This is a genomic window from Isoptericola luteus (assembly GCF_020297055.1).
Lineage (GTDB): Bacteria > Actinomycetota > Actinomycetes > Actinomycetales > Cellulomonadaceae > Isoptericola > Isoptericola luteus.
Window position 1 is genome coordinate 99,105 of the sequence record NZ_JAIXCQ010000001.1, and the last position, 13,528, is coordinate 112,632.

General features: G+C 70.4%; 18 protein-coding genes. 2 read left to right on the plus strand and 16 right to left on the minus strand.

Annotated features, from left to right (window positions below):
- Window positions 1–111: 111 nt before the first annotated feature.
- The 13 genes from LEP48_RS18650 to LEP48_RS00515 all read right to left on the minus strand — a co-directional run bounded on the left by LEP48_RS18650 (window position 112) and on the right by LEP48_RS00515 (window position 10,467).
- A complete protein-coding gene (locus tag LEP48_RS18650) occupies window positions 112–1,017 on the minus strand; it encodes an HNH endonuclease (protein ID WP_225563545.1) in 906 nt (301 codons plus the stop codon).
- A gap of 98 nt (window positions 1,018–1,115) precedes the next feature.
- Window positions 1,116–1,949 carry a phosphoribosyltransferase family protein gene (locus LEP48_RS00460; RefSeq protein ID WP_225563546.1) on the minus strand — a complete coding sequence of 278 codons (834 nt, stop codon included), beginning with the start codon at window positions 1,947–1,949 and terminating at the stop codon, window positions 1,116–1,118.
- Complete coding sequence (locus LEP48_RS00465; protein WP_225563547.1) at window positions 1,946–2,866, minus strand: phosphoribosyltransferase family protein; 921 nt, start codon at window positions 2,864–2,866, stop codon at window positions 1,946–1,948. The genes LEP48_RS00460 and LEP48_RS00465 overlap by 4 nt, the downstream gene beginning before the upstream one ends.
- Window positions 2,863–3,633 carry an HAD family hydrolase gene (locus LEP48_RS18655; protein ID WP_225563548.1) on the minus strand — a complete coding sequence of 257 codons (771 nt, stop codon included), beginning with the start codon at window positions 3,631–3,633 and terminating at the stop codon, window positions 2,863–2,865. The genes LEP48_RS00465 and LEP48_RS18655 overlap by 4 nt, the downstream gene beginning before the upstream one ends.
- A complete protein-coding gene (locus tag LEP48_RS00475; protein WP_225563549.1) occupies window positions 3,630–4,220 on the minus strand; it encodes a TerD family protein in 591 nt (196 codons plus the stop codon). The genes LEP48_RS18655 and LEP48_RS00475 overlap by 4 nt, the downstream gene beginning before the upstream one ends.
- Before the next feature lie 19 nt (window positions 4,221–4,239).
- A complete protein-coding gene (locus tag LEP48_RS00480) occupies window positions 4,240–4,914 on the minus strand; it encodes a TerD family protein (RefSeq protein WP_225563550.1) in 675 nt (224 codons plus the stop codon).
- 1 nt (window position 4,915) lies between these two features.
- Window positions 4,916–6,097 (minus strand): DUF475 domain-containing protein, encoded by a 1,182-nt coding sequence (locus LEP48_RS00485; protein WP_225563551.1) that lies wholly within the window; start codon window positions 6,095–6,097, stop codon window positions 4,916–4,918.
- Between the two features lie 31 nt (window positions 6,098–6,128).
- Entirely contained in the window at window positions 6,129–6,716 is a 588-nt protein-coding gene (locus LEP48_RS00490; RefSeq protein WP_225563552.1) for a TerD family protein, read from the minus strand.
- A 19-nt stretch (window positions 6,717–6,735) separates the two neighbouring features.
- A complete protein-coding gene (locus tag LEP48_RS00495; protein WP_225563553.1) occupies window positions 6,736–7,323 on the minus strand; it encodes a TerD family protein in 588 nt (195 codons plus the stop codon).
- Window positions 7,320–8,198, minus strand: a complete 879-nt coding sequence (locus LEP48_RS00500; protein WP_225563554.1) for a hypothetical protein — start codon at window positions 8,196–8,198, stop codon at window positions 7,320–7,322. The genes LEP48_RS00495 and LEP48_RS00500 overlap by 4 nt, the downstream gene beginning before the upstream one ends.
- The gene (locus LEP48_RS00505; protein WP_225563555.1) at window positions 8,195–8,758 is read right to left on the minus strand and encodes a TerD family protein; all 564 of its coding nucleotides are present in this window, start codon (window positions 8,756–8,758) and stop codon (window positions 8,195–8,197) included. The genes LEP48_RS00500 and LEP48_RS00505 overlap by 4 nt, the downstream gene beginning before the upstream one ends.
- Window positions 8,759–9,286, minus strand: coding sequence for a hypothetical protein (locus LEP48_RS00510; protein ID WP_225563556.1), 528 nt, complete (start codon window positions 9,284–9,286; stop codon window positions 8,759–8,761).
- Window positions 9,283–10,467: a toxic anion resistance protein gene (locus tag LEP48_RS00515; RefSeq protein ID WP_225563557.1), complete on the minus strand. Its 1,185-nt coding sequence runs from the start codon at window positions 10,465–10,467 to the stop codon at window positions 9,283–9,285. The genes LEP48_RS00510 and LEP48_RS00515 overlap by 4 nt, the downstream gene beginning before the upstream one ends.
- Before the next feature lie 259 nt (window positions 10,468–10,726).
- On the opposite strand from LEP48_RS00515, the gene LEP48_RS00520 reads away from it, so the two are divergent.
- Together LEP48_RS00520 and LEP48_RS00525 are read left to right on the plus strand one after the other, a co-directional pair.
- Window positions 10,727–11,374 (plus strand): DUF4352 domain-containing protein, encoded by a 648-nt coding sequence (locus tag LEP48_RS00520; protein WP_225563558.1) that lies wholly within the window; start codon window positions 10,727–10,729, stop codon window positions 11,372–11,374.
- A 245-nt stretch (window positions 11,375–11,619) separates the two neighbouring features.
- Window positions 11,620–12,084, plus strand: coding sequence for a hypothetical protein (locus LEP48_RS00525; protein WP_225563559.1), 465 nt, complete (start codon window positions 11,620–11,622; stop codon window positions 12,082–12,084).
- Here the strand turns inward: LEP48_RS00525 and LEP48_RS00530 are convergent.
- From LEP48_RS00530 to LEP48_RS00540, 3 genes are read right to left on the minus strand one after another with little or no spacing between them, the layout of a single operon-like run.
- A complete protein-coding gene (locus tag LEP48_RS00530; RefSeq protein WP_225563560.1) occupies window positions 12,057–12,644 on the minus strand; it encodes a hypothetical protein in 588 nt (195 codons plus the stop codon). The genes LEP48_RS00525 and LEP48_RS00530 overlap by 28 nt on opposite strands.
- A 43-nt stretch (window positions 12,645–12,687) precedes the next feature.
- On the minus strand, window positions 12,688–13,026 hold the full coding sequence (locus tag LEP48_RS00535; RefSeq protein WP_225563561.1) for a HepT-like ribonuclease domain-containing protein: 339 nt from the start codon (window positions 13,024–13,026) through the stop codon (window positions 12,688–12,690).
- Window positions 13,023–13,460, minus strand: coding sequence for a helix-turn-helix domain-containing protein (locus LEP48_RS00540; RefSeq protein ID WP_225563562.1), 438 nt, complete (start codon window positions 13,458–13,460; stop codon window positions 13,023–13,025). Before LEP48_RS00540 ends, LEP48_RS00535 begins: the two co-directional genes overlap by 4 nt.
- Between the last annotated feature and the right edge of the window lie 68 nt (window positions 13,461–13,528).

Genomic DNA, 13,528 nt, shown 5'->3' on the forward strand with positions numbered 1-13,528 from the left:
TGTCACTGTCGCACCGGGTAGCCCGGCACGCCGGTCACGACCACCTTCACGAGCCTGGGCGCGGAAGTCCAGGAAGACCCGGGGCGCGCCGGAACGGGCGGTGAGGAATGACTATCCGCCGGCTGCGGCGGCGGCCGTGCCGAACTGCTCGTACCGCCAGGCGAGATGGTCGCGGTCGGGACGGTCTTGCCGCCGGCGAGGCAGTGAGAGCGTGCGGCCGTGCATCTCCTGCAGCCCGTGCTTGAGCATCGGCCCGTCGATCTCCTCGAGGAGGTCCAGGGCGATGCGCACCTCGTGGTCGGGGGTGACGCCGAGCATGTTCTGGTCGTACGCCGCGTGGTGGATCTTGCACAGCGCAAGCCCGTTGGTGACGGTGGGCGCGCCGAGCTCATGACCGTCCGGGACGATGTGGGCGGCGTCCAGCAGAGCCCCGTGCTTGAGCTCGCACACCGCGCAGCGGGTCTCGTAGGCGACGATGACCCGCGTGCGGAACGCCGGCTGGTGCAGGCGCTGCTTGGCGAGCCGGAGAGCGTACTCGCGCTGCGGGGTGGTCAGCTCCCGCGGGTTGTGGATGAAGGTGAACGACTCGTCGAGAGCGATGAGGAACTGCCGGTTCTGGGGCTCGTCGTCCACGACGTAGACCGGGAACACCGGCGTGTAGATGTTCGCGGTCTCCTTGCGGAACAGAATGAGCGGCATCCCTGTCTCCATGGCGCGCCGCAGCTTCGTGTTGTCGCCCGACCACGGGTCGCCCTTGCGGTACGCGTAGTGGAGGAGCCCGTCGTCGGACTCGGTGTCGTCATACGGACCGTCGGCCGTACTGACGATCGACAGCGTGGAGCTGAAGTTGCTCGGGTTGCGGATCCCGCGTGAGTAGTCGATGACCGGCAGCTTCCGGTCCCCGAGATGAAAGCCGAGCAGCTCCTCGCGGTAGAGGAAGCCTCCGTTGGCCTCGGCCCGCTCGTGGACCCACGCCATGATCTGCTTGCGCAGCTCCGCCTCCACCGCAGACTCCACGTCAGGAGCTCACCAGAACGCACCGCGTTTCGCAAGGGGCCGCCTGTGCCGCGGGGACAACGGAGGGTGTCACTAGACGAGCCGCACTCGGCGGCGGGTCACGCAGCCTGGCCGACCAGTTCCCGCACGACGTCTGCGCCGGCGGAGTACCGGGGGAGGTCGGCCAGCGGGTCGCACAGTGCGACCTCCAGCAGCCACGTGACCACCCAAGAGGGCAGCGCCCGCACCGCAACATCCAGCTCCGCCGCGGGCAGGCCCAGCAGCATCCGGGCGACGCGGGCGTTGGGGACGAACGTGGTGCCGCCCACAAGGGTCAGCAGGTCGTCGACGGTGTGCACGTCGTACCGATTGAGCTCGGACTCCACGTCGGGCACGTGTCGGAACGTGTGCGCGTCGACGACGTACAGGTGATGGATGACGGAGGCACCGGCGCGGCACAGCGCCTCGTCCATGGTGTGCTCGTGCAGTCCGGTCACGACGATGTCGTCGAGCGCGACGACGGTCGCGCCGGCGAGGGCGTCAGCCGCCGACCCGGCGTCGAGGGTGCCACCGATGGCGAGCATCCGAGCCGCGGTGTCCATCGTGGCGTAGTCCCCGTTCGACGGGCGTGTGCGCTGCACCTTCACGCTGTCGATCTGGACGGCGGACCCGAGCCGGGCCTGCAGCGCGTCGACGAACGGCGCGGTGAGCGAGTGCGACGCCGGGGGAGCGACGTCGAAGCCCGACGACGTGACGACCAGGCGGGACAGCCCTTGCAGCGGGAGGTGCCGGACGGCGTGGGTGGCCAGCAGCTCGCCGTACCGTTCGGACGCCGCGCCGTCGCCGTGCTTGAACCGGCTGTACTCCGCGGGGTCGAGGTCCCCGTACCGGCCGACCATCCGCAGCGCGCCCGACGCGTGCCGGTCCAGCCGGGACACCGCGTGCCGCTTCATCGCGCGCCCTCGGCGCCGGCGCCGGAGCGCAGGCCCTCAGCCACGTCGGCGAGCGGGGCGGCAAAGGTCGCGCAGAACTCCTCGCCCGTCGCCGCGGCACCGTCCAGGATCTCGTGCAGCAGCGTGGGCGGGCAGACGGCGAGGAACGCGGCACGGTCTGCTCGGTCGGTCTGGAGCAGCCGCTTGAGGAAACGGATCGTGAGTGCGAACTCGCCGCGCTCCACGGCGCCCGCCATGTCCGCGCACGACCGGACGGTGCCGTGGTTGAGGCGCGCCTCGACGGCGGGGTCCGTGGCCAGCGCGCCGTCGACGACGGCGAGGTAGCCGAGGACGACACGCGCGGGTCGGGACGTTGCCAGCGCCCGCAGGATCGTGGCCTCGGCGGCTCCCGTCACACGGACGTCGTCGACGACGACGAGCTGCGTGCCGTCCACGTCCTCGTCGAGCCGGAACGCGATGCGATCCAGCTCCGCGCTGCGGGCGGCAGCCGACGACGTCGCGTAGTCGGTGGTCGTCACGGAGCCCTTGGCGACCCGCACGATCCTGCCGGGCGCCAGCCCGGCGTCCGACCGCTCACGGTCGAGGACGTCCAGCACCGCCCGCGCCAGGAACCAGCACGCGGGGCGGACCGCCTTGTAGGCGATCGGCAGCACGGGTACCGGGCCGTCGGTCACCAGGGACGGCACCTGGTCGACGAGGGCGCACGCGAGCGGAGCGGCCAGTTGCCCCACGGCGCGCAGGTCGCCGTGCTTCATCCGGGAGTAGGCGTCGAGGTCCAGACCGCGCGTGGTGCGGGCGGCGCCGCCGCTTACGGGGCGCTGCCCGGTCAGGTCCTCCGCGCGGGTCAGCCGGTGGGTGGCGACGCGCGTCGTCGTCACCTGCGACGCCGCGGGGGACCGCAGTTCGGTGGCGGTCATCGCGCGCCCCCCGGCGCGACCAACCGGTCCGTGGTGCCGCGCACCGCATCCAGCAGGTGGACCACCGCGTCGACGGTGGTGAGGGCGTCGCCAACCAGGAGCGAGCCCATCCCGGCGGACCGGGCACCGCCGTCGTCGGCCACCGGGTTGTCTCCCACGTGCACGACACCGGCCCGCTCGAGGCCGGGCGCGTGGTCGCGCAGCCCGCGCAGCGTAGCCTCGAAGATCGCGGCGCCTGGCTTCGCGACGCCGACCTCGTCGGAGAAGACGCGGACGGCGAACGGTGCCAGCAGGCCGACCCCGTCCAGCAGCGCGCGCATGGTCGCGCCGGGGATCATCCCGGTGTTGCTGGTGATCGCCAGGGGGATGGTCGACGAGAGGTCGGTCAGGAGCTCCGGCAGGGCCGGGTCCAGCGCGACCGGGAGCAGGTCGAGGGCGAGGTCGTGCTGCCGGCGGCGCAGCTCCGCGACGGTCTCGTCGCCGAGCGCGTCGGTGGCGCGTCCGAGCTCCTGGAGCGCGAGGCGCACCCGGTCGCCCAGGTCCTGGTCCGTACCGGTCGCCTCCGCGAGCCGGTCCGCGCGGACGTCCGCCGCGCGCAGCGCGCGGGCGAACGTGTCGGCCTCGGTGTCAGGCGCGACGACGGATTGGATCAGCGTGTTGCGGGCAGCCTTGAACCCGGGGTTGCTGCGGATGAGCGTGAGCCAGATGTCGAAGCTGGCCGCCTGCGGGTGTCCGTCGGCAGGGCCGACGGACACCCCGAAGGTCACAGGCACTCGAGCGCCAGCGGGACGAGCTGCTTGGCCGTCCTGCCCTGGCCGGGGCGGCCGATCGCCGTGAACGTCCAGCCGTCGGACGTGCGCGAGACGCGCGCCATCACGAGGGCGGTGTGCGCACCGGATCCGGTCAGCGTGAACTTGCCGAGCTCGCGGTCACTCTCGGTGGAGTCGACGACGCGCACGGAGGCGTTGTCGATCTCGGCGAACGTCTGGCCGCTGTAGGAGTTGACGATGAACACGATGTGCGTGACGCCGGCCGCCACACGGGACAGGTCGACCTTGATCGATTCGTCGTCGCCGTCGCCGGCACCGGTGAGGTTGTCCCCGGTGTGGACGACGGAGCCGTCCTTGGTGCGCAGGTGACCGAAGTACACGGTCTCGACGACCTTGCCGCCGCTGACCAGCAGCGCCGACGCGTCGAGGTCGATCGACTTCTGCACGGTCTTCGTGCCGCCGAACAGCGTCTTGCGCTGCGTCGTCTTGACGTCCCAGCCGAGGCCCATGCGGACCTGGGTGAGGCCGCCGCCGGAGGGCTTGGCGAGGTTGATGGTCTGGCCCTTGGCCAGGGAGATGCTCATGGTCGGTCAGGTCCCTTCACTACTTGTAGGCGTTGATCTGGCCGGCGTCCATGACGACCCGGAGCGAGGGGTCGATGACGGGCCGCTGCTCCGAGCCGGCGCGTGAGTACAGCTCCAGGGACTCGACGCGCACGCCGTCGGCGGCGTTGAGGATGATTCCCGGCACGCACGTGTAGACGCGGTTGTTCGAGCTCGCGTTGGGGGCGGGGACGACGACGGTCGGGTCGCCGCCCTCGATCCGCATCGTCACCTGATAGCGGCGGAACGAGCCGGTGCCGTTCGACTGCGCGGAGTAGACGACGGGCGCGACCGCCACGATCTCCGGGTTCAGCCGGATCTCGAGGGTCTCGGTCGCCACCTGACCGCCGCCCCGCTGCACGTCGCCGAGGTGACGCACCGCGCCGTCCTGGGTCGCCGTCCGGAAGTCGGACGGCGCCTGCTTGGTGCCGAACGTGCTGACCACGACCTGCCGTCCGTCCCGGTAGTGGACGATCGCGTACACGTCGTAGTCGGTGCTGGGCGGCCAGGAGACGGTCGCCGTGATCAGCGCCGTCTTCTTCAGGCTGATCGACTGGCCCTTGGCAAGGTTGATGACCCCGCCGGCGGGTGCCGGTGCCGGCGCGGTCGGTGCCTGTGCCGGCACCGGGTCCTGGGGCGTCGTCCCGCCGGAGACGAGCTTGCTGAGGAAGCCCATGTCAGCCGACCCGCTCGGAGTCGTCGGACGCAGCGGCCCCCGGCGTGGCGGTGTCGTCGCCGTCGTCCCCCGCGATCCCGGACTGCAGACCTGTGAGCTCGGCGTCGATCCCCGCGGTGTCATTGCGGTTCGCCCGGACCGACGAGACGAAGGCCGCGGCGATGAACACGATGCCGATCAGGCCGATGACGATCTCCGGGATGTCGAACGCGAGCGTCAGCACCAGCAGGGTGGCGAGCGCGCCGATCGCCCAGTGAGCGCCGTGCTCGAGGTACCGGTACTCGGCGAGGGTGCCCCGCCGCACCAGGTAGATCGTCATCGAACGGACGAACAGCGCTCCGATGCCGAGGCCCAGGGCGATGATGATCGGGTCCGGCGTGATGGCGAAGGCGCCGATGACGCCGTCGAACGAGAACGTGGCGTCCAGGACCTCGAGGAACAGGAACATCGAGAACGCGGCCTTGCCGGCGAGGAGCACCTGGGCCCCGGCTCCGCCGGCCCGCGTGGCCTCGAGGGCCTCCTCCTTGGCGGCCTCCTGGTCCTCCATGACGGAGGCGAGGCCGTTGACGGCGATGTACACGACGATGCCGAGCAGGCCGGCGAACAGGACGGTGGCGCGCAGCTCGGGTTCGACGAGGAGCTCTGCGGCGAGCAGGAGCGCGACACCGGCGGTGACGGTGGCGAGCTGGTCGAGCTTGCCGATGCGCAGCAGCGGCTTCTCGATCCAGGACAGCCACGTGGACTCCCGCTCGGGGTCGAAGAGGAAGTTCAGGAACAGCAGCAGCAGGAACATGCCGCCGAACGCCGCGATGCTCGGGTGCGCCTGCTCGAGCAGGTAGCCGTAGGTGCCGGGCTCGTGCGGGTCGCCCTTCGCCAGCGCGAGCTGGACGGCCTCGACGGGGGTGACCCCGCCCGTCACGCAGACGATGACGAACGGGAAGACGAGCCGCATCCCGAAGACGGCGATGAGGATGCCGACGGTCAGGAACATGCGCTGCCAGAACTCGTTCATGCGTGCCAGGTACTTGGCGTTCACGGCGGCGTTGTCGAACGAGAAGACGATCTCGACGACGATGAGGATAGCGGCGAGCCAGACGGCGCCCCAGCCCTGGTAGAGGTAGGCCACGACGAGCGCCGCCACGAGGGCGAGGATGTCCCACTTGAAATGTCGAAGGGTGTCCATGAGTCTCTTCCTGAGATGAAGGGGGCGGCCGTCAGCCGGCGAACAGGCCGAACTCGGTGAGCACGCCGGCGAGGCCGCTGGTGTACCCCTGGCCGATGGCGCGGAACTTCCACTCGGCTCCGTGGCGGTACAGCTCGCCGAAGACCAGCGCGGTCTCGGTCGAGGCGTCCTCGCCGAGGTCGAAGCGTGCCTGGGTGTCGACGTTCGCCGCGTCGTCGGCGTCGTAGACGCGGATGTACGCGTCGGACACCTGACCGAACGTCTGGCGGCGCGCGTCCGCCTCGTCGATGCTGGCCAGGAAGACCACGCGGTGCGCCTCGGCCGGCAGCGCGGCGAGGTCGACGGTGAGGGTCTCGTCGTCGCCGTCTCCTGCGCCCGTGCGGTTGTCACCGAGGTGGGAGACCGCACCGCTGGGGTCCTTGGTGTTGTTGTAGAAGACGAAGTGGGCGTCCGAGAGCGCCTTGCCCTGCTGGTCGACGACGACGGCGGAGGCGTCCAGGTCGAACTGCGCGCCGTCCGTCGTGCGCGGGTTCCAGCCCAGGCCGACGCCCGCGTGCTCGAGCCCCGGGGCGACCTTGGTGAGCGAGATGTTCCCGCCCTTGCTCAGGTTGATGGTCATGATGCTGCTTCCCTTCTGGTCAGGCGGCGACGAGGCCGTAGTCGGCGATGACGCCCGCGAGGCCGCTGGTGTAGCCCTGCCCGATGGCGCGGAACTTCCACTCGCCGCCGCGGCGGTACAGCTCGCCGAAGACGAGCGCGGTCTCGGTCGAGGCGTCCTCGCCCAGGTCGAAGCGGACGACCTTGGCGTCGTTCAGCGGGTCGTCGCCGTCGTAGACGCGGATGTAGGAGTCGGACACCTGGCCGAAGTTCTGCCGCCGGGCGTCCGCGTCGTGGATGCTCACGAGGAAGACGATCCGGTCCGCGGCCGGCTCGACGGCCGAGAGGTCGACGTTGATCGTCTCGTCGTCGCCGTCACCCACGCCCGTGAGGTTGTCGCCCTGGTGGACGACGGTGCTGGCGGGGTCCTGGAGGTTGCCGTAGAAGACGAAGTGCTGGTCCGAGATGGCCTTGCCGTTCACGTCCAGGAGGATCGCGGAGGCATCGAGGTCGAACGGGGCGCCGTCGGTGGTGCGCGGGTCCCAGCCGAGACCGACGCACGCGTGCGTCATCCCGGGTGCGACCTTCTCGAGCGAGATGTTGCCGCCCTTGGCGAGGCTGACGGTCATCGAGGGATCCCTTCGTGGGGGTGGGTGTGGTTCGGAGGGAGCGGGACCTCTGCCGAGGCCCAGGCGATCGCGTCGTAGCCGTACGCCGACACCACGTCACGGAGCGTCCCGCGGATGCCGTGACCGCCCTCGGCACGCAGCACGAGGCAGCCGCGCGCGACGTGGCCGGTGAGTGCGACGCCCAGGCGGTCCCCGGACAGCTCGACGTCGACGCGCGCGCCGGTGGCCGTCGTCGTGACGAGAGTGCCCTCGGCGCCGCGGACGAGGACGGCGAAGCGCGTGATCTCGTCGAGGTGCCCCAGGTCCACGCTGACGTGGTCGTCCCGGCGCGAGACGCGCGGGTGGGTCGCCCCGGGTCCGTGGCGTGGGGTGCCGGTCGTGAGCACGCCCTGGATTCCGCGAACCTCGTAGGCGACGGCGAGCTCGGACGCAGCGGTCGAGACGACGCGGCACTCCAGCGCACCGAGACCGCTCGCGGCACGCGGGAGCATGGCGAGCGGGTCGTCCTCGCTCAGGCGGCGGTGCTCGCCCGCCGCGAGGGAGGGCACGCCCACCAACGGCGCCGGCAGTGGTGGCCGGGTCGGACGGCGCACCGCGGCCGGGGGCACGGCGGGGGCGGCGGCCATCAGCGGCTTCGGTGCGGGCGGGAGGTGAGGTGTCGTGAGGGCCGGGGCGGCTGCCAGGGGCTTCGGCGCGGGCGGAAGTGCGGAGGCCAGCGACGAGGTGGCGGAGACCTCCGGGGCGGGGAGCTCTGGGGCGGACAGCTCCAGGGCGGCGGGTGTCGGGGCGGCAGGTGCCGGGATGGCGGCACGCACGGGTCGCCGACGCCGGAGGAAGCCGAGGTCGGTGCGCGTCGTCGCTAAGGAGCCGGTCACAGCGGCAGGCCGAACTGCCGCGTGATGCCGACGACGCCGGAGGCGTGCCCCTGCCCGACGACGCGGAACTTCCAGTGCTCGCGATGCCGGTAGAGCTCGCCGAGGACGACGGCGCTCTCGGTGGTGAGCTCGTTCGCGAGGTCGACGGACTGCAGCAGCGCCGTCCCCGACCTCCCGTCGAGGACGCGGACGACGCACGTCTTCAACTGGTTCAGGGTGCGGCGCTTGGGGCTGCCCTCGTTGAGGTGGAGCACGAAGGCGATGCGCTCGACGTCGGCGGGGACGAGCGGGAGGTCGACCTCGATCTGCTCGAGGTCGGCGTCGCCGGGGTCTTCGCCCACGGCGACGGACCGGTCGGCCGACACCATCTGGTTGAAGTAGACGAGGTCGTCCGCAGACCGCGCCGCGCCGCCCGCCCCGCACAGGATCGCGGCGAGACGGAGGTTGTCGGCCAGGGCCGGGTCGATCGCCGGGTCCCAGGCGATGCCGACGACCACGTGTTCGAGGCCGGGCACCTCGCGGGTCAGCGAGACGTTCGCCCCGCGTTGGAGCGCTGCCATCTAGAGGTCTCCCTCGGTGAACTTGGTGGCCAGGAAGATCGACTGCGCCTCGAGCGCGCGGGCGTCGTCGTCGCGCACCGCCGCCAGGCTGTGCTGGACGGACTGGCGCATCGACTCGAGCTGTTCGAGCAGCTGTCGGCGGGCGTCGTCGGCGTCGGCGCGACGGGCGCCGTCGAACCGGGCGAGCGTGGTCGGGAGGTAGTCGCGCAGCAGGCCGTTGAGGGCGACGCGGCCGTGGATGTCGAGCCGCCCGTCGTCCGCCGTGGCCAGGATCTGCCGGGCGCCGTCGGTGATGAGCCGGGCGATCACGGTGCCCTCGGCAGGCAGTGTGCCGCCGGCGCGGTCGATCGCGCGCTCGACGACGATGACCTGCTCCGCCAAGGCGCGCGGGTCGTCGTCCGGCAGGACGGTCGCGTTCACGCGTGCTGCGACGGCCTCGGTGACGTTCTCCTGGGTACCGCGGAGCCGGGAGAACAGCCGCGCGACCCGCCCCGTCTCCGGGGCGGGTGCCTGGTGTGCCGTGCTCATCCGTCGATCGAGCGCTGTGCCCGGTCGAGGTACGGCTTGGCCCGAGCGACCTGCTGCTCGAGGGTGCCGATGGTCGCAGCCATCGACTCGGTGGCCTGGGCGCGGAACGTGTCGACGGCGTCCATGGTGGCGAAGACGTTGTCGAACGCGGCCTGCAGCTTCTCGACCTCGATGGTGCTCTCGGCGGCCTGCTGCTGGATTGCGGCACCCTGCTGGCGCAGTTGGAGCGACGTCGACTCGATGAGGCTGCTCGTCGTCGAGTTGAGCGCGTTGACCTGGTCGAGCACCAGCTTCTGCTGGCCGAGCGCCTGCGACACGATGACAGCGGTGCGCAGCGCCGCGATCGTGGTGTTCTGCGCACGGTCGACGCCGCGGATGAGCTCCAGGTTGTTCTTGCGGATGAGGTCCATCGCGAGGTAGCCCTGGACGGAGACCGCCATCTGGGTCATGACGTCCTGGTTGCGCTGGCGCACGGTGAACAGCACGTCGGAGCGCAGCGCCTCGGCGGTCTCGTTCTCCCCGGCGTACTCGAGCTGGGCGATGCGGTCGACGACGGCAGCGTCCACAGCATCCAGCTCGACCTTGAGCTCGCCGAGCTTGTTCATCGTGTCCCACATGCGGCCGCGCTCGACCTCGATCGCCGCGTTGTCCTTACGCAGCTCGTCCTGCCCGGAGGCGAGCGAACGGATGATCGCGTCGATGTGCGACTGCGCGGACTGGTACTTGGCGAAGTACTTGTCGATCTTGCTGCCGCCGGGCAGCCACTTGAGGACCTTCTTGACGCCGGTGAGGTCGGCGCGGTTCGGGTCGAGCTCGGTGACGGTGTTGCGCAGGTCGACCAACGTCTTGCCGACCTTGCCCTGGGGACTCTTGTCCGACGTCTGTGCGGCGGGCCGCTCGAGCATGCGGTTCGAGGCCTGCGCCGAGGCGCGCATGTCACGCTCGCCGAGCGTGCCGAGGGCGGACACCTTCGCCGTGAACTCCGGGGACCGGGGGTCGAGCGCGGACAGCTGTGCGACGAGACCCTGCGCCTTGGTGGTCGCCTCGGAGGCGTGCGCGACGACGGCGGGGTTCTGGGCGATCGTGGCAACGGCCTGGTCGTCGGTGACCTGCGGGGCCGCCGTCGGAGCCTCGAGCACGAGGGCGGGCGTCGTCCCGGTGGGCGCTGTCGTCACTGCCATCTCCTTGGTACGGGTGTACAAGCAGCCAGGAACGTAACAATGGGGCACTTGTAACACCAAGTACCTGTGGGCGTTTTCACCCGGTTCCGGCAAGCGGGGTATATCACGTCGAGATGTAGCCGATTTGTGATGTCCGCCTGATACGTCGCGGCTGGGCGGGTTGGGCGGGCCGGTCACCCATCCCGCCCCGCCGCCGCAGGGTGGCCAGCCTCCGCACGGCGACCAGGCCCACGCCAACCCGCCCTACGGTCAGCCGCAGATGCAGCAGCCCCCGGCGCCGGAGAAGCGCAAGAGCTGGTTCGCCCGCCACAAGGTGCTCACGGTTCTGGGTGCGGTCGTGTTCGTGTCGGTCATCGGTGCCAACCTCGGAGGCGGGGACGAGGACGGCGCCGGCACGGCCGCCGTCGTGCAGGACGAGGCGGCGACTCAGGACGACGCCGCTGCCGCGACCGAGAAGGGCGAGACCGAGAAGGACGAGGTCGCGAAGGCCGAGGAGGCCGACGCCGAGAAGGCTGCGGCCGTCGGGGACCCGGTCAGGGACGGCAAGTTCGAGTTCACGGTGACCGAGCTCGAGGACGGCGTGCGGGAGATCGGCGACGAGCTCCTCAGCCAGGAGGCCCAGGGCCGGTTCGTGCTCGTGCACATGACGGTGGAGAACATCGGCGACGAGGCACAGTACTTCGACGGCGACAGCCAGGAACTGATCGACACCGAGGGGCGCACCCACTCCGCGGACACGGCGGCAGCGATCTACCTCGGCGACTCCAACAGCTTCCTCAACGAGATCAACCCGGGCAACAAGGTCGAGGGCGTCGTCGTCTTCGACCTCCCGAAGGACGCGACCCCGCAGAGCCTCGAGCTGCACGACTCGATGTTCTCTGGTGGGGTGCAGGTCAACGTGAAGTGACCTCGGCGCGGCGGCTCTGACCAGGCGGTGACCGGTCAGAGCCGCCGAGCGGGTGCGGGTGGGCTTGCCGCCGCTGAGCGTCGTGTCCGTCACCGGACTCATCAGGACGCCGTCGCCCGGATCGTCCGCCGGCCTGGCGGGCTCTGGGTCTCCTCCCACAGCTGACGAAAGGCACAGCTTGGAGCTGATGATTCGTCAGCCGGCGTGAGCTGACGCGGCCAGAACCGCAGCTCAGGATCGACATCATGAACAAGAACACGACTCGACCGCCCGTCGATCTACCCGACTTCGCGACCGCTCCCGGTGGCCTGCCGTACGCCGTGCACTTCGGGGTTCCGTACCTGCACGTGATCGAAGCCCTGCGACGGCTTCGCCGAAGCCGGGAGGCCGTACGGGCGGACGGTGACGGATGGTTCGTCTGGGCAGAGGCGCTGGGGCAAGCGGGTAACGACGACACGACGTTTCACGTGGTCGCGTCGACGACGAACGTGGTGCGGACGCTGCGGATGATCGTGTCGCTCGGGGTCCCCCTGGTGGAACTCGGCCAGCGCGGCTGTGCAACCAGGCCCGGGGTGGTAGTCATCGTCACCGATCCGCTCGACAGCGAACTGGACGTTGCCGAAGTCACCGAGGACTGGCTCGCGTCGATGACGACGGACTGGCTGCGTCGTGATCAGTGGCGTCAGAGCGGCGGGATCGAGCGCCCGTAGCCGAACACGTGCACGCTCAGTACGTCGACTTCGCGACGGTCATCGCCGAAGAAGGCCCCGAGCCGCTGAGCGACGCGGATGAAGGGTTTCTCGCGAGCGTTGCCGTTGGCCTGCCAGTTCGCGATCGGAACGATGAGGAACAGGTGCTGTGCGTCGACGGCGATGTGCGCTTTCCAGAGGTCCTTGAGGTCGTGGTTGTTGTTCACGGTGCCGCCGCGTTCCACCTCCGCGAGGATTCCGCGCTCGGCGCCCAGGCTGTAGTAGAAGTCGGGCCGCGCACGGGTCACGAAACCGTCCTGCGGCGTGAGGACAACTTCCTGTCCGAACCCGAGCGTGCCGCACAGCAGTTCGGCAACGATCGTCTGCACGTCCATGCTTTTCGCGCCGTGCACGTGGACACGGTCGATCTGGGCCGAGCGTTGGTCGAGGTGAGCGCTCAGTTGGTGCGCCAGGTCGTCGACGCGACGAAGCTCGACGGCTTCATCCGTGGAGACGGCGTGCCGGGCGTAGCGGACGTAGCGGCTCACCACAGGAACGCCGCCGATCATCGAACTATCCATCGACTCTCCTTGCGGCATCGGTATTCACCCGGTCGGTCGCGCGTCAGCCCACGAGCCGAGCGACGCGGTCGGCGACCTGCGGGATGTTGGTCGACAGGATCGACCACAGCAGCTCGGCGTCGACGACGTCGGCGCCGTGCGCGATGACGTTGCGTGCGTCCTTGACGCGACGGAGCTCCAGGTCCGCATGGGCGTCGACGAACCCCGGGTCGTCGCGGTCGATGCGGCTCACGCACTCGCCGAGGCGGATGAGCAGGTCCTCGGCGGCGTAGCGGAGCATCTCGTCGGCGTCGTACGCACCCTTGCCGCGGGCGACGAGGCGGTCGACGGCGGCTGCATGCTCGACGAGGTCGCCCAGCCACCGTCGCGTGCGCGCGTTCACAGAGGCACAGCCGCGGCGAGGATCTCCCGGTGCTTGGCGCGCAGCCCGCGTTCGGTGACGACGTCGACGTGAACACCGAGCAGCTCGGACAGCTCCCGCGGGGTGGAGACGAAGCGCCACGCGTCTTCCGGACGCACGTCGACGACGATGTCGAGGTCGCTCGCGGGGGTGTCGTCGCCACGCGCCACGGAGCCGAAGACGCGCGGGTTGGTGCCCCCGTTGCGGGAGATGATCGTGAGGACCTCGCCACGCTTCTCGCGAAGTCGGTCGGACGGCCGGACCATGGCTCGCCGGATGCGCTCGACCATCGCCGGGGACACCGGCCGTCGGCCGGACTCGTAGGCCGACAGGTTGGACGGCGCGATCCCGGCGAGCTCGGAGAGGCGGGCCTGGGTGAGGCCCGCTCGCTTGCGTTCGGCTCGAAGATCGACCACGACATCGAGGTTATCAGTGATATTTTCCGTGTCCTGGACGACCGAGCGGGCACGGCCGCCACGGTGTC

Bases quoted from the DNA above. Each gene is read 5' to 3' on its own strand.
- LEP48_RS00460 (WP_225563546.1), bottom strand. From the start codon at position 1,949: ATGAAGCGGCACGCGGTGTCCCGGCTGGACCGGCACGCGTCGGGCGCG.
- LEP48_RS00465 (WP_225563547.1), bottom strand. From the start codon at position 2,866: ATGACCGCCACCGAACTGCGGTCCCCCGCGGCGTCGCAGGTGACGACG.
- LEP48_RS00475 (WP_225563549.1), bottom strand. From the start codon at position 4,220: ATGAGCATCTCCCTGGCCAAGGGCCAGACCATCAACCTCGCCAAGCCC.
- LEP48_RS00480 (WP_225563550.1), bottom strand. From the start codon at position 4,914: ATGGGCTTCCTCAGCAAGCTCGTCTCCGGCGGGACGACGCCCCAGGAC.
- LEP48_RS00485 (WP_225563551.1), bottom strand. From the start codon at position 6,097: ATGGACACCCTTCGACATTTCAAGTGGGACATCCTCGCCCTCGTGGCG.
- LEP48_RS00490 (WP_225563552.1), bottom strand. From the start codon at position 6,716: ATGACCATCAACCTGAGCAAGGGCGGGAACATCTCGCTCACCAAGGTC.
- LEP48_RS00495 (WP_225563553.1), bottom strand. From the start codon at position 7,323: ATGACCGTCAGCCTCGCCAAGGGCGGCAACATCTCGCTCGAGAAGGTC.
- LEP48_RS00505 (WP_225563555.1), bottom strand. From the start codon at position 8,758: ATGGCAGCGCTCCAACGCGGGGCGAACGTCTCGCTGACCCGCGAGGTG.
- LEP48_RS00510 (WP_225563556.1), bottom strand. From the start codon at position 9,286: ATGAGCACGGCACACCAGGCACCCGCCCCGGAGACGGGGCGGGTCGCG.
- LEP48_RS00515 (WP_225563557.1), bottom strand. From the start codon at position 10,467: ATGGCAGTGACGACAGCGCCCACCGGGACGACGCCCGCCCTCGTGCTC.
- LEP48_RS00520 (WP_225563558.1), top strand. From the start codon at position 10,727: ATGCAGCAGCCCCCGGCGCCGGAGAAGCGCAAGAGCTGGTTCGCCCGC.
- LEP48_RS00525 (WP_225563559.1), top strand. From the start codon at position 11,620: ATGAACAAGAACACGACTCGACCGCCCGTCGATCTACCCGACTTCGCG.
- LEP48_RS00530 (WP_225563560.1), bottom strand. From the start codon at position 12,644: ATGGATAGTTCGATGATCGGCGGCGTTCCTGTGGTGAGCCGCTACGTC.